Raw genomic sequence first — 21,143 nt, 5'->3', positions numbered from 1 at the left:
GCCCTTACCAGTTGCCGGTATTGCCCATGCTGGCCCAAGGTTCCTGCGGCGGCAGCGGATCGCCCTCTTGCAGCAGCTCGATCGAGACATTGTCGGGGCTGCGTACAAAGGCCATATGCCCGTCGCGCGGGGGCCGGTTGATCGTGACGCCGGCATCCGCAAGTTTCTGGCACATCTCATAGATATTGCCGACCCGATAGGCCAGATGGCCGAAATGCCGGCTGTCCGAGGGCAGGCCCTCGTCGCCATCCCAGTTATGGGTCAGTTCGACCGGGCATTCGGGCTGACCGGGCGGGGCCATGAAGATCAGGGAAAAGCGGCCCTGCTCATTGTCCATCCGGCGGGTCTGTTCCAATCCCAGCAGGCGAAAGAACGCCATCGTCTTGTCCAGATCCTTCACGCGGACCATCGTGTGCAGATAGCGGATGTCCATGGTCTTCTCCTTGGTGACAGGGGCTGTTTCGCGGCATCGTCGCACGATCTGCGGCGGGTGACAAACGCATCGGCGATATTCGCGTGGGCGTATTCCCGGTTGAACCGGATCGCCCCTGATGGCACAAGATGATGTGCGACATAAGGGACGACCTACCATGAATACGCCAGTCACCGCCGAACAGCAGGCCGAAATCGACGCGCTGCGCGACGCCCCGCGCCAGACCCTGCGCGCCGTGTCCGACGGGATGGAGCGGCATCTTTATACCGCCCGCCCGGTGCTGGATCACGGCTTTGTCCGGGTGGTCGATTACATGGGCGATGACGCGGCGATCTGTCAGGCGGCGCGGGTCAGCTATGGCAGGGGCACGAAATCGGTTCAGAACGACGAGGGGCTGATCCGTTACCTGATGCGGCACTGGCATTCCACCCCGTTCGAGATGTGCGAGGTCAAGTTTCACGTCAAGCTGCCGGTCTTTGTCGCCCGCCAGTGGATTCGCCACCGCACGGCGAATGTGAACGAATATTCGGCCCGCTATTCGATCCTCGACCGTGAATTCTATATTCCCGCGCCCGAACATCTGGCCGCGCAATCCCGGCAGAACAATCAGGGCAGGGGCGAGGTTCTGCAAGGCGACGAGGCGCATCGCGTCCTGAACCTGCTGCGCGAGGACGCGATGCGCAGCTATGACCACTATGAAGCCATGCTGAGCCAGGACGGGCAGCAGGGTCTGGCGCGGGAACTGGCGCGGATGAACCTGCCCGCGAATATCTATACCCAGTGGTACTGGAAGGTCGATCTGCACAACCTGCTGCATTTTCTGCGTCTGCGTGCGGATGCCCATGCGCAATACGAAATCCGCGCCTATGCGGATGCGATGTGCGGCATCGTGGCGGATTGGGTTCCTGCGGCCTTTGGCGCGTTCCGCGATTACCGGATGAATGCGGTCAGCCTGTCTGCGCAGGCCGTCGCGGTGCTGAAACGCCGTCTGGCGGGCGAGACCGTGACCCAGGACAATGCGGGAATGAGCGCGCGCGAATGGCGCGAATTCACCGAAATCTGGGGATAGGCGTGCCCGGCTGGCTGGCGGGGCGCCGCTCAGAACTGATGGTCGGGCTGGTGGCAGGCGATGCAGCGGCGCGTCGGGCCTGATGGCTTGCCTGCGGCATGTTCGGTGACATGGCAGGACCGGCAGAGGTCGTGGAACTGGGTTTCCAGAACCGGCGCAACCTTGGGGTCCGTGACATGGCAGGTCAGGCAGGGCGGTCCGGTCGTGCCGTCGATGAATTCGTGATGGCAGGTCGCGCATTGGACCGTGAAATGGTCGTTGTGGATAAAGGTCATTGGCAGAACCCAGGCTGCGGTTCCCGGCAGTTGCGCGCGCTGCGCCTGTTCAGCGCGAAACGGCAGCCCGGCAATGACCAGCCCCGCCATCAGCAGCGATACCGCCAGAACCAGGCGCTTCATGGTCCCGGCAACCTGATCAGGGCGAACAGGGCGACGGCGATGCCTCCGCCCAGCAACCAAAGCGGGATCAGCCGGGCAGACAGCGTGTCGCGGATCCCGGTCCAGCGTCCGGCAAGGCAGGCGGCGGTGATCACGACAGCAAAGATTGTCAGCTCGGCTGTGCTGTCCAGATAAAACCCGCTAAGCGCGACATGCAGGCCGGTCAGGATCAGTGCCCCCATGCTCAGCCAGCGGTGCATCCGGCGAAAGCCGCGATAACGGGGGTGGACCCGCATCCGGTCGGGCAGCCGGGCGATCACGCAAAGCACCGCCAGAACCGCCAGCCCGACAAGTCCCAGCCACATGAACAGCGGCGCGCCCGGCCACAGATAGACGCGCAGCGTGTCATCCAGCAGCAGCATCCACAGCGCATGCGCGGTGGCAAGCCCCAGCACCCAATAGCCCAGACGTTCGTGCCGACGGAACCCGCCAGCGCGGTCGCGGGGGATCATCTGGAACACCAGACCGGCCAGCGCCAGAAAGCCGGTCGCATTGGCCAGATCCCATGCCCAGCCTCCGCCGACCGTGGCAAGGGTCAGGTGTGGCACCAGAAAGACAAGGGCGATAACCGCCGCCAGTTCAAGTGCCGGGCCTCTGCCGCGCCCCGGCATGTCAGGGCCCCGGACCGGCGGCTGTCTGGCCATATCCCGGCATTGCAAACGCTTTCACCGATCCCCCACCCCGACCTGCGCCGGTCACTCGGCCAGACCGACCACCACGGACACTGTGCAATGATACCCCTTGTCGGCATTCGCCGTACACCAGTTGATATCGTTATACAGCCCCATACGATAGCCCGGACGTTCACCCTTGTTGTTGTTGCAAAATGTGGCCATGGGGATCGCCGGCTTGCCGCAGCAGTCGTTATAGCTGATCAGATATTCCTTGCCATCCTCGGGGTTGGCGCAGGTGCCGACCCAGGCCACAGCCGACACGGTCGAGCCGGGCGGGCAGGTCGTGATCGAGCCGCCGGATTCGGCGCAGAGAAACCCGTCAATGGCGCATTGCCGCCAATAGGCGCAGGGATCCTCGGCACCGCCTTCTGCGGCATGGGCGCGGCGGTCAAAGGGCAGGACCGGCACCGCCGCCACCGCGCCCAGCAGTGCCGCGCCGGTTCTGGCCATGAAGGAACGGCGGCCGTTCTGGCGGGCGCTGGCGCGCAGGCTGGCCTCGACGGAAGTGTCGAGGCGGCGGATGATTGCGTCGGAAAGACGTGACATGTTCTGGTCCCTTTCGGATATGGGGAATGCGTGTCTCAGAAATCGGTGGCAACAAGGGTCGGGAAGGCCGCCACCCCCTCGCGAGAGGCGGTTTCATAGATCGTCACCGGATCGCCCGGCGTCACGTCATAGCGGTGCAGGCTGCCGTGATGGGACAGGCCGAACAGCACCGGATCTTGGCTGCCAGCCACCGCGATATTGGATTCGCCATTTGCCTTGCCCCGCGCGACAACCTCGCGGCTACCCATGTCGATTGCCCAGATTTCTTCGGCCGGGGCCTTGTGGGTGCCGTCGGCAAGCCCGGAATGCATGGTCACGAACAGCATGTCCGATGGCGCGTGATAGGTCATCAGCCCATAACCCGACGGACCCCATCCATCCTGCGCGAAAGCAGCCTTGCCGGTCAGGACGGGTACCTCGCCGCTGTCATCCACCATGTACAGCGTCCCCGCATAGGACAGATAGACAAGTTCATCGCCGACGCGGACCGCATTGCCGAACAGCGGATCGGCGTCGGGGTCAAAGATCTTGTCCGATTGCGCAGGCGCACCGACGCCGCCATCCGCCGCAACGGTGAATTTCCGGATCGTCCCGTCCCCGCACAGGGTCACGAAGGCCGCGCCGTCGCGGGTGGGATAGGCGGTCCAGCAGCCCGGCGTCGGAACCTCGGTCTGAACCGCCGGATCGGCCAGATCGACCACATTGACCGAGGTGGCTGGCGTTGCGTTCTGCACGAACAGCCGGGTGCCGTCGCCCGACAGGTTCAGCGCGCCCGCCTGAGTCAGCGTCTGCGCGGTCTTTTCCGATACGTTGAATTCGCGCCGCGCCATCAGCGTCGCCGGATCCCATTCATGGACCACGCCCTCGACATTGCCATAGGTAAAGCGGCTCATATAGATTGACGCGGTGAACAGCGCCCTTCGGTCATCGGAAAAGCGCATCTGGCTGAATGTTCCCGCGCCGATATTTCCTTCAACCGACAGATCGCCTGCGTTCATGACATAGATCGACGACGGGCCGTTAAGCCCCATATCCATGACGAACACATGCCCGCCCTCGGATATGCGTTCCTCGACGGTCAGGGTTTCGGGTTCGATCATGCCCTCTTGTGCCTTGGCGATGCCGCAGGTCAGGGCAAGGGCCGTTAGGGATGTGACAAGATGCTGTTTCATGTTCAACCTGTTGAAATGCTGTTTAATATTTTCCGCGGCATGTGGCCCGGAATCAGACCGCAAGGCAGCATTCCCTGACGGCCCTGTCAAAACCGATGCGGATGACCATTGCGGCCAAACCCCTGCAATCATAGCGGCACCGGCTTGCGTCAAGGTGCCAAAGTTTTGGCATTATGCGCCGAAATTATGCCGTGACATCAACGCCGAAAGATGCCCGCCCGCCCCTTCGCCGGTACTGCGCCGGTGTTACGCCGCCGCGGGCTTTGAAGGCGCGTTCGAAGGCCGAAACCTCGGCATAGCCCAGATGCACCGAGATGGCGGCAAGGGGTCTGTCCGTTTCCTCCAGCATCCGTTCGGCCTGCCGCATCCGGCAATCGGCCAGCAAGTCGGAAAAGGACTGTCCCTCGGCCTCAAGACGGCGGCGCAGGGTGCGGCGTGAAAAACCCAACGTTTCGGCGATCCGGGTCTGGTCCAGACAGTCCCGGCCCAGCCTGCGGATGATCTCGCGACGGACGCGGATGGTTACGGGGGCCTCGCGTTCCTGTTTCCGGCACTGGTCCGACGCGGCCTGCGACAGCCCGGAAAACAGCGCCTTGCCGGTGTCACGCATCGGCAGTTCCAGCACACGCGCCGGAAAGCACATGCAATTGGCCATCGCGCCAGAGCTGACCCGGCATTTCGGCCCGTTGGCCGGGTCTTGCCAGATCGGGCCGGCGTGATGTTCCAGCGTGATCAGCGATGGCCGCCAGTCGGGGCCCGCCACGGATCTGATCAGATGATACAGCACCGACAGCGTCAGTTCGGCATCCTGCCCGCGTGGCCAGATTCCAAGATCCAGAATGCGATAGCTGAGAACCGCCTCGCCGTCCTGAACCTTCAGCTCAAGCTCGGAATCGCTCTGGACCATGGCGAAGGCCTTGCAAAAAAAACGCAGCGCCACCCCAAGCGAAGGGGCCTCGCGGACGAACCGGCCGAAACTGCCCAGATTTTCCAGATCATACACCGCGCCGACCGACCATCCAAAATCCGGCCGGTGCAGGCTTTGCGCCGCAAGCTCAAGAAACGCGACGAATTTTTTCAGCGAAACCTCGTCCTGCCCCGAAATATCCTCAATGCGGACAAGCCTGCGAAATTCGGCAGACGCGCCCCCAAGCCCGTCGCACAGCCGGAACGGATCACTCAGCGCGGATGACACGATCTTCGGGTGGTAATTTTCGGGCACAGCGACGCCTTCACCTGAACGCATGAAAAGGTAACACCCGGCGCGGCACCTCACCAAGCCCATTCTGGAAACGGTGGTCCATCGGCGGAATTTGTCCGGAAATGTACTGGAACTGCGGCCAATCCGCGCGGCAAAAAAGCAAGGGGAGGTACATCACATGTTGAGCTTTGAAGAGTGGGATCACCGCTTGCGGTCGAATTGCGGCCACTATTACAGCCAGCCGGGCAAGGCGCGCCGGTCCGCCACCGGCCAGTTCCGCATGCATCGCCGTCACGGGGTCGAAATCGCGGAAATCGGCTGCGCCATCGACCGGATCGAACGCACGCGGCGGGGCATCGGGCGCGACGATGCCGAACATATCTTTCTGCTGCTGCAACAATGCGGCACCACGCGGGTGACGCATTGCGGACGGCACGAAATTCTGGGTCCGGGCGAATGTATCCTGCTGGATTCCACCGCGCCGGGCGAACTGGGCTTTGACGGGCAGGACGTTGCCTTCCTGTCGGCGCATCTGCCGCGCGCCCTGTGCCTTGAGGGGCGGCCCAAACCGCTTTGCGCGGGGCGCAAGATTGACCGGACCCACCCGCTTTGCGCCAGTTTCCAGTCGCTCGTCTCGCCCGTGACCGCGCCTGCCGCCGAATATTCGCCGGATTTCATCGGCGATCTGGTCGGGCTGGCCTTTGGCGATGACAATGCCGGGCTTGACGCCATGCGCGTGCGGCGGCGCGAACATCGCTATGGGCTGATCCTGTCGGTGATCGACCGCCACCTGACCGATCCGGCCCTGACGCTGGACTGGCTGGCCGTGCAGGTGCATATGTCGCGCCGTCAGGTGCAGCGCGAGTTTCACGAACATGACACCTGTTTTTCCGCGCATCTCTGTGCCCGCCGCCTGAAATTCGTGGCCGAGCATCTGCGTCAGGCCGCGCGGCTGCAACAGAACCCGTCCATCTCGGATCTGGCCTATCGGTCGGGCTTTGGCGACATCTCGCATTTCAACCACATGTTCAGGCAACGCTATGGCATGTCGCCCCGCGCCTTTCAGGAGGAAACGGCAAGACGGCTGAAGGCAGCTTGATCTGCAAGGAATTTATTGTCGCATGGCTCTAAGATGTTGACGCGGCAGCACAAGATTTCCTGCCCCGATTCGCGCAAGAATGCGTAGAATGCAGGCGCTGTTTCAGCGCGGAAGGAGGAGATCATGGACTATTCAATGCTGATCGGCGGCAAGCCGGTCTCGTCCGCGCGGATGATCGAGGTGATCAACCCGGCGACCGAAAAGACCTTTGCACGCGTGCCCCACGCCACCGAGGCGCAGTTGAACGAAGCCGTCGCCGCCGCGAAGGCCGCGCAGGTCGGATGGGCGAAAACCGGCATGGCCGAACGGCGCGCCAAAATCGAGGAACTGGCTGCCGCCATCGGCACCCACGCCGAGGAATTTGCCCGTATCATCACGCAGGAACAAGGCAAGCCCCTGCCCGAGGCGATGGGCGAGGTCGAATGGAGCCAGGGCTATCTGGGCCATACCGCCACGCTGGAACTGCCCGACAGGGTCATTCAGGACGACGCCGATTTTCGGATCGAGACACGCCACAAGCCGCTTGGAGTGGTGGCGGGCATCATCGCGTGGAACTTTCCCTTGCTGCTGTGCTGCTGGAAGATCGGGCCGGCGCTGATGGCGGGCAACTCGATCGTGCTGAAACCGGCGCCCACCACCCCTGTTTCCGCGCTGAAGCTGGCCGAACTTTGCGCCGGCATCTTCCCCGCCGGTCTGGTCAATGTGATCACCGATGCCAACGATCTGGGGCCGAAACTGACCACCCATCCGGATGTGGCCAAGGTTGGCTTTACCGGGTCGTCGGCCACGGGCAAGCGGATCATGGCGGCGGCGGCCGATACGATGAAGCGGGTGACGCTGGAAATGGGCGGCAACGATCCGGCCATCATCCTGGCCGATGTCGATGTGAAGCAGGTCGCCCAAAAGGTCTTTGGCGGCGCGTTCCTGAATGCCGGACAGGTCTGTCTGGCGGTCAAGCGCGCCTATGTGCACGAAGACATCTATGACGCCATGTGTCAGGAATTGGCCGCGCTGGCCGCGCAGGCGGTGGTCGATGACGGGCTGAAACAGGGCACGACGGTCGGTCCGATCCAGAACCGCGAACAGTATGAAAAGGTGAAGGGCTTTCTTGATGACGCGCGGCAGAACGGCACCATCATCGCCGGGGGCGAGGTCGTGGACGGGCCGGGCTATTTCATCCGCCCGACCATCGTGCGCGATGTCAGGGACGGGCAGAGGATCGTGGACGAGGAACAGTTCGGCCCGATCCTGCCGGTGATCAGTTTCCGCGACATTGACGACGTGATCGCGCGGGCGAACCGGTCGGAATACGGGCTTGGCGGCTCGGTCCATTCGGCGAATGTCGAGGCCGCGACCGAAATCGCGGGCCGCATCGAATCGGGTACGGTCTGGGTCAACCAGCAACTGAATATCGGCCCCCATATTCCGATGGCGGGGTTCAAGGGCTCGGGCCTAGGGGTCGAACAATCGGTCGAGGGGCTGGCCGAATATACCCAGATGCAGGTCATCAACGTGGCGCGGGGCTGATCCCCGCGCAGCGTTACGCAAACCGCCGGCCTGTCCCGCCGGACAGGCCGGATTTCTGCAAAAGGAAACGGTCAGATGACATCAGCAGATCACCTTTCACTTTCGCCGATGGACGGGCTTTCGCATGTCAGGGGCCCGGCCTCGCCCGAACTTGCCAGAAGCACCATCCCTGAATTGCTGGGCGATGCGGTGGCGCGCTTTGGCGACCGCGACGCATTTGTGTTCCGCGAGGCCGGGCTGCGCCTGACCTATGCCGAATTTGCCGCGCGGGTGGACCGGCTGGCAGCCGGGCTGCTGGCCCTTGGGCTGGAGCCGGGGGACCGCGTGGGCATCTGGTCGCCCAATCGTTTTGAATGGATTCTGACGCAGTTCGCGACGGCGCGGGCCGGGATGATCCTTGTCAATATCAACCCCGCCTATCGTCTGTCAGAACTGGAATATGCGTTGTCCAGGGTTGGATGTGCGGCACTGATCGCGGCGAAATCGTTCAAAAATTCGGATTATCAGGGCATGATCCAGTCGCTGATTCCGGAACTTGCCGGGGCCGCGACGGGCGGATTGCGTGCGCCCGACCTGCCGGAATTGCGCCACGTGATCCTTATGGATCCGCAGCCGGCCCCCGGCATGCTGTCCTTTGACGCGGTCTGCGATATGGGCGGGCAGGGGGAAAGGGCCGCGCTGGACCGGATCTGTGCCGGTCAGAAGCCCGACGATCCGATCAATGTGCAGTTCACATCCGGCACGACCGGCATGCCAAAGGGCGCGACCCTGTCGCATCTGAACATTGTCAACAATGCCCGTTTCGTGACCGGCCGGATCAACCTGACCCAGACTGACCGGCTGGTCATTCCGGTGCCGCTGTATCACTGCTTTGGCATGGTGATGGGGGTTCTGGGCGGGGTCAGCAAGGGCGCGGCGATGATCTTTCCGGGCGAGGCCTTCGATCCCTCGGCCACGCTGGACGCCGTCGCGGAGGAAGGCGGCACTGCGCTTTACGGTGTGCCGACCATGTTCGTCGCCATGCTGAACGAACTGGATGCCCGCCCGCGCGACCTGTCCAGCCTGCGCACCGGCATCATGGCGGGCGCGCCCTGTCCCATCGACATCATGCGCCGCGTCAACGACCAGATGAACATGCGCGAGGTGACGATCTGCTATGGCATGACCGAAACCTCTCCGGTCTCGTTCCAAAGCTTCACGGATGACCCGACGCAGAAACGCTGCGAAACCGTGGGCCGCATTCACCCGCATCTTCAGGTCAAGATTGTCGATGCGAACGGGCATACGGTCCCGGTCGGCGAAAAGGGCGAGCTTTGCACCAGCGGTTATTCGGTGATGATCGGATATTGGGGCGACGATGCCGCGACACGGGGCAGCATCCGCGACGGCTGGATGCATACGGGCGATCTGGCCACACTGGACGAGGACGGGTTTTGCGCCATCGTCGGACGGGTCAAGGACATGATCATCCGCGGCGGCGAGAATATCTATCCGCGCGAAATCGAGGAATTTCTGTTTCGTCACCCCAAGATCAGCGAGGTGCAGGTCTTTGGCATTCCCGACGCGAAATATGGCGAGGAAATCTGTGTCTGGGCTGTCGCCCGCCCCGGCACTGTGCTGAAGGAAAACGAACTGCGCGATTTCTGCAAGGACAAGATTGCGCATTTCAAGATCCCGAAACATGTTCGTATTGTGTCTGAACTGCCGATGACAGTGACCGGCAAGCCGCAGAAATTCGTCATGAGGGACAGGATGATCGAAGAATTGTCGAAATAGCGGCGCGACACTGGCGGCAGGGATTTCAGGGGAAGGTCAATCATGTTCACGGCAAGTATGAAATTCGATCTGGGCGAGGATGTGAATGCGCTTCGCGGGATGGTGCATCGTTGGGCTCAGGACCGGGTCAAGCCGCTGGCGGCCTCGGTCGATGAAAAGAACGCGTTTCCCGACGAATTGTGGCAGGAAATGGGCGGGCTGGGTCTGCTTGGGATCACCGTCCCCGAGGAATATGGAGGCGCGGGAATGGGCTATCTGGCCCATGTCATCGCGGTCGAGGAAATCGCGCGGGCCTCGGCTTCGGTGTCGCTGTCCTATGGCGCGCATTCCAATCTGTGCGTGAACCAGATCAAGCTGAACGGCAATGACGAACAGAAACGCCGCTATCTGCCCGATCTTGTCTCGGGCAGGGCCGTCGGTGCGCTGGCCATGTCCGAGACAGGGGCGGGCAGCGATGTCGTGGGCATGAAGCTGCGGGCAGAAAAGCGGAATGACCGCTTCGTGCTGAACGGCAACAAGTTCTGGATCACCAATGGCGGCGAGGCGAACACGCTGGTCGTCTATGCCAAAACCGACCCTGATGCCGGGTCACGCGGGATCACCGCCTTTCTGATCGAAAAGACCATGCCCGGTTTCAGCCAGTCTAAACATTTCGACAAGCTGGGGATGCGCGGCTCGAACACGGTCGAGCTGATCTTTCAGGATGTCGAGGTTCCGTTCGAGAATATCCTGGGCGAGGAAGGCAAGGGCGTACGCGTCCTGATGTCGGGCCTCGATTACGAACGCGTGGTCCTGTCGGGCATCGGCACCGGCATCATGGCCGCCTGCCTGGACGAGGTGATGCCTTATCTGGCCGAACGTAAACAGTTCGGCCAGCCGATCGGGAATTTCCAGCTCATGCAGGGCAAGATCGCGGATATGTATACCAAAATGAACTCGGCCCGCGCCTATGTCTACGAGGTGGCGAAGGCTTGCGACCGGGGCGAGGTGACGCGGCAGGACGCGGCCGCCTGTGTGCTTTACGCCAGCGAAGAGGCGATGACCGTGGCCCATCAGGCGGTGCAGGCGATGGGAGGCGCGGGCTTCATGAACGAAACCCCGGTCAGCCGCATCTTCCGCGATGCCAAGCTGATGGAGATCGGCGCGGGCACATCCGAAATCCGCCGCATGCTGATCGGGCGCGAGATGATGGGGGCGATGGTCTGATGGCGGTGCTGCGATCCATGGTTGCGCCCGGATCCGAGGCGTTCCGGGCCAATCGCGCCGCGCATGAGGCGGCGATGGCGCCGGTTCACCGGGCGGCGGCGCTTGCGGTGGCGGGTGGCGGCGACAAGGCCCGCGAACGCCATGTCGGGCGGGGCAAGATCCTGCCGCGCGAACGCGTGTCGCGGCTGCTGGATCCGGGTTCTCCGTTTCTGGAAATCGGCATGTTCGCCGCGCATGACATGTATGACGGGGCCAGCCCCTCGGCCGGGGTGGTGGCCGGGATCGGTCGGGTGGCGGGGCGCGAGGCGATGATCGTCTGCAACGACGCGACGGTGAAGGGCGGCACCTATTACCCGATGACCGTCAAGAAACACCTGCGCGCGCAAGAGATCGCCGAACAGAACCGCCTGCCCTGCGTCTATCTGGTCGATTCGGGCGGTGCGAACCTGCCCAATCAGGACGAGGTCTTTCCCGACCGCGACCATTTCGGGCGCATCTTCTATAATCAGGCGCAGATGAGCGCCAGGGGCATTCCGCAGATCGCTGTGGTCATGGGTTCCTGCACGGCGGGCGGGGCCTATGTGCCCGCGATGTCGGATGTGACGATCATCGTCAAGGATCAGGGCACGATCTTTCTGGCCGGCCCGCCCCTGGTCAAGGCCGCCACGGGCGAGGTGGTCAGCGCCGAGGATCTGGGCGGCGGCGATGTGCATACGCGGTTGTCGGGCGTGGCCGACTATCTGGCCAAGGATGACGCGCATGCGCTGGCTTTGGCGCGTCAGGCCGTGGCGAACCTGAACCTGACGAAACCCCGCCAGCTTGATCTGGCCCCGGTCGAGGCTCCGCTTTACGACCCCGAGGAGGTTCTGGGCGTCGTGCCCGCCGATCTGAAAACCCCCTATGACATCCGCGAGGTGATCGCGCGCATCGTAGATGGCTCTCGCTTCGACGAGTTCAAGGCGCGCTATGGTACCACCCTGGTCTGCGGTTTCGCGCATGTGATGGGCATGCCGGTGGGGATCATCGGCAATAATGGCGTGCTGTTTTCCGAAAGCGCGGTCAAGGGCGCGCATTTCGTCGAACTGTGTTCGCAGCGCAGGATCCCGCTGGTTTTCCTGCAAAATATCACCGGTTTCATGGTCGGGCGCAGCTATGAATCGGGGGGCATCGCCAAGGACGGGGCCAAGCTGGTGACGGCGGTGGCCACGACGGCGGTGCCCAAAATCACGGTGCTGGTCGGCGGGTCGTTCGGTGCGGGGAATTACGGCATGTGCGGGCGCGCCTATTCACCGCGTTTCCTGTGGACATGGCCGAACAGCCGCATCAGCGTGATGGGCGGGGAACAGGCGGCCGGTGTGCTTGCCACCGTCCGGCGCGAGGCCATCGAACGGGCGGGCGACACGTGGTCCGCAGGGGACGAGGCCGCGTTCAAGCAGCCCACCATCGACATGTTCGCGCGCCAAAGCCATCCGCTTTATGCCTCGGCGCGGCTGTGGGATGACGGCATCGTCGATCCGCGCAAGACCCGCGATGTTCTGGCCCTGTCGCTGTCGGCGGCACTGAATGCACCCATTGGCGAGACGCGCTTTGGCGTGTTCCGGATGTAGGGGGACGGCGATGTTCACGAAAATCCTGATTGCCAATCGCGGCGAAATCGCGTGCCGCGTCATCGCCACCGCGCGCCGTCTGGGAATTGCGACGGTCGCAGTTTATTCCGATGCCGATGCCGGCGCCAAACATGTCGCCATGGCGGACGAGGCGGTGCGGATCGGCCCGCCTGCCGTTGCCGAAAGCTATCTTCTGGGCGGGCGCATTATCGATGCCGCACGGCTGACCGGGGCGCAGGCGATCCATCCCGGCTATGGTTTCCTGTCCGAGAATCCGGATTTCGTTGAGGCGGTTCAGGCCGCCGGTCTGGTTTTTGTCGGCCCGCCCGCATCCGCGATCCGGGCCATGGGGCTGAAGGACGCGGCCAAGGCGCTGATGGAACAGGCCGGGGTGCCGGTCGTGCCGGGCTATCACGGCGAAAGTCAGGATCCCGGATTTCTGGCCGCCGAAGCCGACAGGATCGGCTATCCGGTGCTGATCAAGGCACGGGCAGGCGGCGGCGGCAAGGGCATGCGGCTGGTCGAAAACCCCGCAGGTTTCCGCGCCGCGCTTGAGGGCGCGCAGCGCGAGGGGCAGGCCAGTTTCGGCGATCCGGCCTGCCTGATCGAGAAATACGTGACCCAGCCCCGCCACATCGAAATTCAGGTCTTTGGCGATGGCCATGGCAACGCCATCCACCTGTTCGAACGCGATTGCTCTTTGCAACGGCGCCATCAGAAGGTCATCGAGGAAGCCCCGGCCCCGGACATGCCGCAGGCGGTGCGCGAGGCGATGGGACGAGCCGCCGTCAATGCCGCGAAAGCCATCGGCTATCAGGGTGCGGGGACGGTGGAATTTATCGCCGACGGGTCAGGCCCGCTGCGTGAGGACGGGTTCTGGTTCATGGAGATGAACACCCGCCTTCAGGTCGAGCATCCGGTCTCCGAGGCGATCACCGGTCTGGATTTCGTGGAACTGCAACTGCGCGTCGCGGCGGGCGAGGCCTTGCCCGTCCGGCAACAGGATCTGGCCATCGATGGCTGGGCCTTCGAGGCGCGGGTCTATGCCGAGGATGTGGACAAGGGCTTTCTTCCCGCGACCGGACGGCTGGACTATCTGCGCTTCCCCCCCGATGCCGCCGAATACGGCCCCGGCCCGCTGCGCATCGATTCCGGCGTGCGGCAGGGCGATCAGATCAGCCCGTGGTACGACCCGATGATCGCCAAGGTCATCGTCCACGGCCCCACTCGCGCGGCGGCCCTGAACATGCTGAACGGCGCGCTGGAAGGGTGTCAGATCACCGGATCCGTCACCAATCTGGATTTTCTTGGCGCGCTGTCGCGGCATCCGGGCTTTCGGCGGGGAGAGGTTGATACGGGCCTGATCGGGCGCGATCTGGACGCGCTGACCGCCGGTGCCGCGCCTTCGCCGACCGTGATCGCACTGGCCGCGCTTGGCGGGCTGGGGCTGGTGCGCGATGCGACCGGCAGCGATCCCTGGGACCGGCTGGCGGGCTGGCGACACTGGACCGACGCGCGGCAATACCTGTCGCTGGACATATCGGGCGAACAGATCGAGGCGCAGGTGACTGGACTTGGCGGGGGGCGCTTTGCCGTGGTCGCGGGCGATGACGCCGTGACGCTTGGCGTGACTCCCCTTGGCGACAATGCGGTCAGGGTCGCGCTGGATGATCGGCAAATGACGGCGCGAATGGTCTGCGAGGCGGCGCGGGTCTCGGTTTTTCTGGGCGGGCGCGGACATGTCTTTGGCCTGTCCGACGCACTGGCCGAGGCCGAGGCCGATCAGGCCGGTGGCGACACGATCATCGCGCCCATGCCGGGGCTGGTCCGGGCGGTGCTGACCGCGCCGGGCGCCACCGTTGCCAAGGGCGATCCGCTGCTGGTGCTTGAGGCGATGAAGATGGAACACACACTGCCCGCCCCGCGCGACGGCATCGTGGCCGAGCTTCTGGCCGCGACGGGCGATCAGGTCACGGATGGCAGCCTGCTGCTGACACTGGAGCCTGCGGATGACTGACAACCACGTCACCCTGTTCGAGATGGCCCCCCGTGACGGCTTGCAGAACGAAAAGGCGGTGATCGCGACGGCGGACAAGATCCGGCTGGTGGACATGCTGTCTGGCTGCGGTTTCGGCAAGATCGAGGCGGCCAGTTTTGTCAGCCCGAAATGGGTGCCGCAAATGGCTGACGCGGCGCAGGTCATGGCCGGCATCGCGCGCGCGCCGGGCATCGCCTATGCGGTTCTGACCCCCAATCTGCACGGTTTCGAGGCCGCGCTGGCCGCAGGTGCGGATGAGGTCGCGATTTTCGGATCCGCCTCGGAAGGGTTCAGCCGCGCGAATATCAACTGCTCGGTGGCCGAAAGCCTGACCCGCTTTGCCCCGCTGGTCGAGGCGGCGCGGGCGGCGGGCGTGCCGGTCCGGGGTTATGTCTCTTGCGTGACCGATTGCCCTTATGATGGGCCGATACCGCCCGCCAGCGTGGTCCGCGTTGCCGTGGCGATGCGGGCGATGGGCTGTTATCAGATCAGCCTTGCCGACACGATCGGCGCGGCGACGCCCGACAGCACGGCGCGGATGCTGGATACGGTACTGGCGGAAATCCCGCCGGACCGGCTGGCCGGGCATTTTCACGATACCGGCGGTCGCGCGCTGGACAATATCGCCACCAGCCTTGACCGGGGGCTGCGCGTGTTCGATGCGGCGGCGGGGGGGCTTGGCGGTTGTCCCTATGCGCCCGGTGCGAAAGGCAATGTCGCGACCGAGGCAGTCGTGGACATGCTGCATGGTCGCGGTTTTGCCACCGGTATCGACCCGGACCGGCTGCGGCAAGCCGCAAGTTTCGCCCACAGCCTGAGGAGCGCGGCATGAACTATGACACTCTGGACATCCGGCTTGACCCGCGCGGCGTCGCCTATGTCACGCTGAATCTGCCCGACAGGCGCAATGTCCTGTCAGCCCGGATGATCGCCGAGCTGACGGATATGGCAGGAACCCTTGGCGCATCACGCGACACCCGCGTGATCGTGCTGGCGGGCGCGGGCAAGGTCTTTTGCGCGGGCGGCGATCTGGACTGGATGAAGGCGCAGATCGGGGCCGACCGCGCCACCCGCATGGCCGAGGCGCGCAAACTGGCCGCGATGCTGAACGCGCTGAACACGATGCCGACCCCGCTGATCGGTCGCATCCATGGCGGTGCCTTCGGCGGCGGGGTGGGCATGGCCTGCGTCTGCGACGTGGCGATTGCCGACGAGGCCACGGCATTCGGCCTGACCGAAACCCGCCTGGGCCTGATCCCCGCCACCATCGGCCCCTATGTGCTGGCCCGCATGGGCGAGGGAAACGCCCGCCGCGTCTTCATGTCCGGCCGGATTTTCGACGCGATCGAGGCCGAAAGGCTGGGCATCATCGCAAGTGCCGTCCCTGCCGACAGGCTGGACCATGCCATCGAAGCCGAAATCGCCCCCTATCTCTCGGCTGCGTCCGAAGCAGTCGGCGCCGCCAAGGCCTTGGCCCGCATGCTTGGCCCCAGGATCGACGCCGCGGTGATCGAGGACAGCATCGCAAGGCTGGCCGACACCTGGGAAAACGAAGAGGCGGCTCAGGGCATTGCCGCATTCTTCGCCAGGCGCGACCCGCCCTGGCGGAACCCCTGACCCACGGCGAGACGCAAAGCAACATCAGCGCGCGCAACACCGGCCTTGCGGGAATACAGGGTGCCCGGCGAATGCAGGAAGTCTTGTCTTGCCGCCCGCTGAACCGGAGCCGTGGCGTGATGTCACCGCCGGATGATTTGCGTCCCGCGATAGCCGGGGGAGTTGCACCCCCCGGACCCCCTGCCTTTTGGGGCTGATCCAGGCGGATATACCCGGCTTTGCCCATGAATGCCCTGCTCTGGTTGGCCATTATTCGGAAATCCGGCCCGTCAGCTATACTCAGCATCAGCAATGTCAAGCCTTGGGAAAGGCGAGGGCAGCATGACGGGGCCGTGTGGTCTGGTCCCGGATGCCCCACCGGTCCGGAACGCGCGCCCGTTCCCGGCCAATTCAGACGATGATCCCGCAACAATTGCAGCAAGGGGTTGACGCTGCGCGTAGGGGGCTGTAACTCCCCGCAGACGGAATTACGGGCGCTGCCACGCGGCGCCCTTTCACATTGGGTCGGACCCGGTCCGGGAACGCCCGCAAAGTTGAGACGAAGGATAAACACCATGTCGCGCGTCTGCGAACTGACCGGCAAAGGCCCGATGACAGGCAACAATGTCAGCCACGCCAACAACAAGACCCGTCGCCGGTTCCTGCCGAACCTGAACGACGTCACCCTGCTGTCGGACAAGCTGGGCCGCAGCTTTTCGCTGCGGATTTCGGCCTCGGCCCTGCGCTCGGTCGATCATCGCGGCGGGCTGGATGCGTTCCTTGCCAAGGCGAAGGACGGCGAACTGTCGGATCGTGCGCTGAAGATCAAGCGCGAAATCGCCAAGGCAGACAGCGCCGAAGCCGCGCAGGCCTGAGCCGACGGCAAATCGCCCACGCTTTGCCCCGTTTTGGCGGGGCTTTTGCGTATGTGGAGCCGTTTGCCGCTGCGACCGAATAGCGACTGGCAAGGCCGGGCAGGGCTGCTATGGTGGCGGACATGCGATTTACCCTGCGCATAATCCTGATTCTTTCCCTGATGCTGACCGGCATCGGGTTGGGTTTTGCGCGCGGCACTGTGCAGATCGGCGGGCAGGTGGCGCTGTGTACCGGCGCGGGGATCGTCTTTCGCGATGTACCGGGGCAGGGCAGAACCTATATCTGTCCCGACATGGCGCTGTCGCTGCTGAATGCGACGCTGCCCATGCTGGCCGAAGTACCGCGCAGCGGCGCTTTTTTCCGCTTTTCCCCCTTGGAACCGGTGCGCAAGAGGCTGTCGCGCCCGGTGCCGGTCCCTGCGGCGCGCGATCCTCCGACGATGTCGGTTGCCATCTGAATATCCGACATAGTTACAGGAGAGAACCATGAAACCCGTTCTTCTTGCCGCCATCACGGCGCTTTTTCCGGTTGCCGCCCTGGCTCAGGGCACCGTGGCCGTCCATGACGCCTATGCACGCAGTTCCAACCCTCAGGCCGGAGCGGCCTTCATGATGATCGACAATACCGGCGATACCGCCTGCCAGTTGGTCGCGGCAAGCGCCGAGGGCGTCGCCATGGTTGAACTGCACACTCACAAGGAAGTTGATGGCGTGATGCAGATGCTGAAGGTCGAAGAGGGCTTTGAAATCCCGGCGGGCGGCAGTCACGCGCTGGAACGCGGCGGCGATCACGTCATGCTGATGGGGCTGACCGCGCCCTTGCAGGATGGCGATGTCGTCGATCTGACGCTGGATTTCGGCGATTGCGGCACGCAGCAACTTCAGGTGCCGGTGGATAATCAGCGCAAGCCCGATGCGGCCGGCATGCACGATCACGGCTGACCTGTTCAGGCGATCCGCCGGCCGGGGCAGGGATGCCTCGGGCCGGCGGCAACAGCAGCCGCAGCGGGGCAAATTCCGCCTTCCGTTGCGGCACCCACGGGCATATCCGTGCAGGAATACGGCAAGTTGAGTTGCAAGACAGGCCGTTCACAATGTATTCAGGGCGCACAACCATAAAGCCGAGCAGTTACAGGAACCCTGCCATGAATCGCCGACAGTTGATCTCATTGGCCTTGCCGCTGATCGCAGCGCCGTCCCTGGTGTTGTCTCAGGAGGCGGGGCGTGACCCCTATGCCCCGACCGAAGTCGCCATCCGCGACGGATTCGAGATTGGCAGCATCGTGGTCGTCAGCAAGGATTTTTTCCTTTATCACGTCATCGCGCCGGGCCGGGCCATCCGCTATGGCGTGGCGGTGGGTAAGGATGAGCTGGTCTGGAAGGGCAAGGCCAAGGTCGGCCGCAAGGTCGAATGGCCTAGCTGGCGCCCCACGCCCGAAATGATCAAGCGCAATCCCGGCGCCTATGCCCAATATGCCGATGGAATGCCGGGCGGCCCCAAGAACCCGTTGGGCGCGCGGGCGATGTATCTGTATAACGACAAGGGACAGGATACGGCGATCCGCATCCACGGGACGACGCAGCCCAATTCCATCGGCCGCGCGGCCTCGAACGGCTGCCTGCGCATGCGGAACGAAGCGGTGATGAGCCTTTACGATCAGATCCCCATCGGCACGCCCGTTTACGTCTACTGATCTTGCCGCTGTCCCTGAACCGCGTCGTGGACCCCGCATTTGCGGGGTTCGATGACATTATAGACGTCCGTTCCCCGTCGGAATATGCCGAAGATCACCTGCCCGGCGCGATCAACCTGCCGGTGCTGGATGACGAGGAACGGGCGCGGGTCGGCACGATCTACAAGCAGGTCTCGCCCTTTGACGCGCGCAAGCTGGGGGCGGCGCTGGTGGCGGCGAATGCCGCGCGCCATATCGCCGGGCCGCTGGCCGACCGGGGCGGTGGCTGGCGCGCGCTGGTCTATTGCTGGCGCGGGGGGCAGCGTTCGGGCAGCTTTGCCACGATTCTGGGGCAGATCGGCTGGCGGGTGGAAACCGTGGCGGGCGGCTATAAAAGCTGGCGGTCGCTGGTCGTGGACCGGGTGCAGAACGGTCCCATCGCCGCGCCGGTCGTGGTGTTGGACGGCAATACCGGCAGCGCCAAGACCGCGATTCTGGCGCGGCTGGCCGCGCGCGGCGCGCAGGTGATCGACCTGGAGGCGCTGGCCCGGCATCGCGGCAGCCTGTTCGGCGCGGTGGCGGGCGGGCAGCCCGGCCAGAAGATGTTCGAAAGCAACCTCGCGATGGCACTTGAAGGGCTGGACCCCGCGCGCCCCCTGTTGGTCGAGGCCGAAAGCAGCCGCATCGGCAGCCTGTCCCTGCCCAAGGCGATGTGGCAGGCGATCATTGCCGCGCCGCGCATCCGGCTGGATGTGCCGGTTCAGATCCGCGCCGCCTATTCCGCCCGCGATTACGGCGATGTCGTGGCCGAACCCGACCGCCTTGCCGCCATCATCGCCTCGCTGTCGCGGATGCATCCTGCGGAACGGATTCAAGGTTGGCAGGCGTTGGCCGGGGCAGGGGACTGGACCACACTGGCCGAGGGGTTGATGCGCGATCATTATGACCCGCGCTATCTCAGGCATCGCCAGCGCCACTCTGAACGCGAGGCGGCGGTCATTGCCCTGAACGACCTGACCGATCTGGACGCGGCGGCGGCGCGGATCGAGGCCGAACTGCCCCGGATCGTATCGGGCCTGGCGCGGCAATAGGCCCCGTCGCCACCGCGATGCGGGGCCATTATCCGAAGGCCGGGGGCGCGGATAGTGCTTTTGCTGGTGCGATGGCCGGTCAGCGGCCTCTGCGGTCGTCCGCTGGCCCTCTGTTATGCGTACCATAAGGTTCATTTGATACTTTATATTTAGTATATAATGAATTGATTATAAATTAATTATCATAAAATTTTTATGATCCGGTCAGCTTTCGTCAGCTATACGGCAATAGCTTGCGGGCTGTGACGGCGAAAGCCGCTGCAGCCCGACCGGTGCAAGCGGGTCAATCCGGGTCGGCCCCGATGCGGAACGCCGGGTTGCCCGCAATGTGCCGCCCGAGGTCAGGGAAAAGAGGGCGAGGGGATGATGTGTGGTCCGGTCCCGGTCATGGTCAGGGCCACCGCACCGCTGTGGCGCAGGCGGGCCGGGTCGAAGACCACACAAGGCGGATGTTCCGGCAGGCCGGCTATCGTCTCGGATGCGATGAGAGCGATGCGCTGACGGCAGGCGGCGGCGGCGCGGGTGCCTGATCCCTTGCCGGTGAAGTGCAGCACGTGCCAGCCGCCGGGCAGGGAGGCGCGCCGGTCGCGGCGATCACCGGACCATGCCGGACGGGCGGCGGATTGTTCCTGTGTGGCGATGTCGCCATCTTCCAGCAGCCATGTCTTGACGACGAAGGCACCGCCTGCGGGTTTGGACAGAGCGCGGCCCGATGGGGTCATTAGCCCCACAGCCTCGCCCTCGGGGGCGATCAGCAGCAGCGGGCGCGTTGCCGTCAGCCACAGCGCCGCCGCCGCTGCCAGCATCGCGCCCCCCGCGCCGAACCCCGCCGACAGGGGGGTCAGCCGTCGCGCCGTCAGCCCGTGCCGCCAGCACAGCACCATTGCCACTGCGCCGAACCCCATCAGCGGCATAACGGCGGCGGGGGGCAGGGGCAGGGCCGTGACCGCGCCGTTCAGACCCGCGACGAATTCTGCCACGCGCAGCATCCACGCGGTTCCGGCCCCCATCACCCACAGTGCCGGACCCGCCAGTCCCAGAGGCGCCAGCAGCGCGGCGATCACGCCCGCAGGCATGACCAGCGTGCCCATGACCGGCACCGCCAGCAGATTGGCCAGCCGCC

Annotated in this window: 21 protein-coding genes; 14 read left to right on the top strand and 7 right to left on the bottom strand. The window is 64.3% G+C overall.

What is annotated here, in order from left to right:
* Nucleotides 1–4 precede the first annotated feature (4 nt).
* Nucleotides 5–433 carry a VOC family protein gene (locus ACK5L9_RS21860; RefSeq protein WP_416913568.1) on the bottom strand — a complete coding sequence of 143 codons (429 nt, stop codon included), beginning with the start codon at nucleotides 431–433 and terminating at the stop codon, nucleotides 5–7.
* A gap of 157 nt (nucleotides 434–590) precedes the next feature.
* Between ACK5L9_RS21860 and thyX the strand changes: the two genes are divergently transcribed.
* Entirely contained in the window at nucleotides 591–1,502 is a 912-nt protein-coding gene (thyX, locus tag ACK5L9_RS21855) for an FAD-dependent thymidylate synthase (protein ID WP_416913567.1), read from the top strand.
* A gap of 29 nt (nucleotides 1,503–1,531) precedes the next feature.
* On the opposite strand, the gene ACK5L9_RS21850 is transcribed toward thyX, so the two are convergent.
* The 5 genes from ACK5L9_RS21850 to ACK5L9_RS21830 form a co-directional block, all read right to left on the bottom strand.
* A complete protein-coding gene (locus tag ACK5L9_RS21850; RefSeq protein WP_416913566.1) occupies nucleotides 1,532–1,900 on the bottom strand; it encodes a cytochrome c3 family protein in 369 nt (122 codons plus the stop codon).
* A complete protein-coding gene (locus ACK5L9_RS21845; protein ID WP_416913565.1) occupies nucleotides 1,897–2,583 on the bottom strand; it encodes a hypothetical protein in 687 nt (228 codons plus the stop codon). The genes ACK5L9_RS21850 and ACK5L9_RS21845 overlap by 4 nt, the downstream gene beginning before the upstream one ends.
* Before the next feature lie 51 nt (nucleotides 2,584–2,634).
* Entirely contained in the window at nucleotides 2,635–3,159 is a 525-nt protein-coding gene (locus tag ACK5L9_RS21840) for a methylamine dehydrogenase light chain (RefSeq protein ID WP_416913564.1), read from the bottom strand.
* Nucleotides 3,160–3,194: 35 nt separating this feature from the next.
* On the bottom strand, nucleotides 3,195–4,331 hold the full coding sequence (locus ACK5L9_RS21835) for an amine dehydrogenase large subunit (RefSeq protein WP_416913563.1): 1,137 nt from the start codon (nucleotides 4,329–4,331) through the stop codon (nucleotides 3,195–3,197).
* A 184-nt stretch (nucleotides 4,332–4,515) separates the two neighbouring features.
* Complete coding sequence (locus ACK5L9_RS21830; RefSeq protein ID WP_416913562.1) at nucleotides 4,516–5,577, bottom strand: AraC family transcriptional regulator ligand-binding domain-containing protein; 1,062 nt, start codon at nucleotides 5,575–5,577, stop codon at nucleotides 4,516–4,518.
* Between the two features lie 133 nt (nucleotides 5,578–5,710).
* On the opposite strand from ACK5L9_RS21830, the gene ACK5L9_RS21825 reads away from it, so the two are divergent.
* The 13 genes from ACK5L9_RS21825 (at nucleotide 5,711) to mnmH (ending at nucleotide 20,020) form a co-directional block, all read left to right on the top strand.
* Nucleotides 5,711–6,631 (top strand): helix-turn-helix domain-containing protein, encoded by a 921-nt coding sequence (locus tag ACK5L9_RS21825; protein ID WP_416913561.1) that lies wholly within the window; start codon nucleotides 5,711–5,713, stop codon nucleotides 6,629–6,631.
* 123 nt (nucleotides 6,632–6,754) lie between these two features.
* The gene (locus ACK5L9_RS21820; RefSeq protein WP_416913560.1) at nucleotides 6,755–8,158 is read left to right on the top strand and encodes an aldehyde dehydrogenase family protein; all 1,404 of its coding nucleotides are present in this window, start codon (nucleotides 6,755–6,757) and stop codon (nucleotides 8,156–8,158) included.
* Nucleotides 8,159–8,233: 75 nt separating this feature from the next.
* Entirely contained in the window at nucleotides 8,234–9,934 is a 1,701-nt protein-coding gene (locus ACK5L9_RS21815; RefSeq protein WP_416913559.1) for an AMP-binding protein, read from the top strand.
* Nucleotides 9,935–9,976: 42 nt separating this feature from the next.
* Nucleotides 9,977–11,140 (top strand): isovaleryl-CoA dehydrogenase, encoded by a 1,164-nt coding sequence (locus ACK5L9_RS21810; RefSeq protein WP_416913558.1) that lies wholly within the window; start codon nucleotides 9,977–9,979, stop codon nucleotides 11,138–11,140.
* The gene (locus ACK5L9_RS21805; protein ID WP_416913557.1) at nucleotides 11,140–12,747 is read left to right on the top strand and encodes a carboxyl transferase domain-containing protein; all 1,608 of its coding nucleotides are present in this window, start codon (nucleotides 11,140–11,142) and stop codon (nucleotides 12,745–12,747) included. Before ACK5L9_RS21810 ends, ACK5L9_RS21805 begins: the two co-directional genes overlap by 1 nt.
* A gap of 10 nt (nucleotides 12,748–12,757) precedes the next feature.
* Nucleotides 12,758–14,764, top strand: coding sequence for a biotin carboxylase N-terminal domain-containing protein (locus ACK5L9_RS21800; RefSeq protein WP_416913556.1), 2,007 nt, complete (start codon nucleotides 12,758–12,760; stop codon nucleotides 14,762–14,764).
* Nucleotides 14,757–15,617 carry a hydroxymethylglutaryl-CoA lyase gene (locus tag ACK5L9_RS21795; RefSeq protein ID WP_416913555.1) on the top strand — a complete coding sequence of 287 codons (861 nt, stop codon included), beginning with the start codon at nucleotides 14,757–14,759 and terminating at the stop codon, nucleotides 15,615–15,617. Before ACK5L9_RS21800 ends, ACK5L9_RS21795 begins: the two co-directional genes overlap by 8 nt.
* A complete protein-coding gene (locus ACK5L9_RS21790; RefSeq protein ID WP_416913554.1) occupies nucleotides 15,614–16,402 on the top strand; it encodes a crotonase/enoyl-CoA hydratase family protein in 789 nt (262 codons plus the stop codon). Before ACK5L9_RS21795 ends, ACK5L9_RS21790 begins: the two co-directional genes overlap by 4 nt.
* Before the next feature lie 554 nt (nucleotides 16,403–16,956).
* Nucleotides 16,957–17,256, top strand: a complete 300-nt coding sequence (gene rpmB / locus ACK5L9_RS21785) for a 50S ribosomal protein L28 (protein ID WP_416913553.1) — start codon at nucleotides 16,957–16,959, stop codon at nucleotides 17,254–17,256.
* A gap of 122 nt (nucleotides 17,257–17,378) precedes the next feature.
* A complete protein-coding gene (locus ACK5L9_RS21780) occupies nucleotides 17,379–17,714 on the top strand; it encodes a hypothetical protein (protein ID WP_416913552.1) in 336 nt (111 codons plus the stop codon).
* Nucleotides 17,715–17,742: 28 nt separating this feature from the next.
* Nucleotides 17,743–18,198: a copper chaperone PCu(A)C gene (locus ACK5L9_RS21775; RefSeq protein WP_416913551.1), complete on the top strand. Its 456-nt coding sequence runs from the start codon at nucleotides 17,743–17,745 to the stop codon at nucleotides 18,196–18,198.
* Between the two features lie 203 nt (nucleotides 18,199–18,401).
* Nucleotides 18,402–18,950, top strand: a complete 549-nt coding sequence (locus ACK5L9_RS21770; protein WP_416913550.1) for a L,D-transpeptidase — start codon at nucleotides 18,402–18,404, stop codon at nucleotides 18,948–18,950.
* Between the two features lie 26 nt (nucleotides 18,951–18,976).
* On the top strand, nucleotides 18,977–20,020 hold the full coding sequence (gene mnmH, locus ACK5L9_RS21765; protein ID WP_416913549.1) for a tRNA 2-selenouridine(34) synthase MnmH: 1,044 nt from the start codon (nucleotides 18,977–18,979) through the stop codon (nucleotides 20,018–20,020).
* 341 nt (nucleotides 20,021–20,361) lie between these two features.
* On the opposite strand, the gene ACK5L9_RS21760 is transcribed toward mnmH, so the two are convergent.
* Nucleotides 20,362–21,143: ComEC/Rec2 family competence protein (locus ACK5L9_RS21760; RefSeq protein WP_416913548.1), on the bottom strand; the 782-nt coding region annotated here is incomplete at its 5' end.

Origin of the sequence: Paracoccus sp. (in: a-proteobacteria), assembly GCF_047973135.1 — a bacterium.
GTDB lineage: Bacteria > Pseudomonadota > Alphaproteobacteria > Rhodobacterales > Rhodobacteraceae > Paracoccus.
The sequence above is the reverse complement of the archived record's forward strand: the minus strand, read 5'-3'. Positions and strand labels throughout refer to the sequence as shown.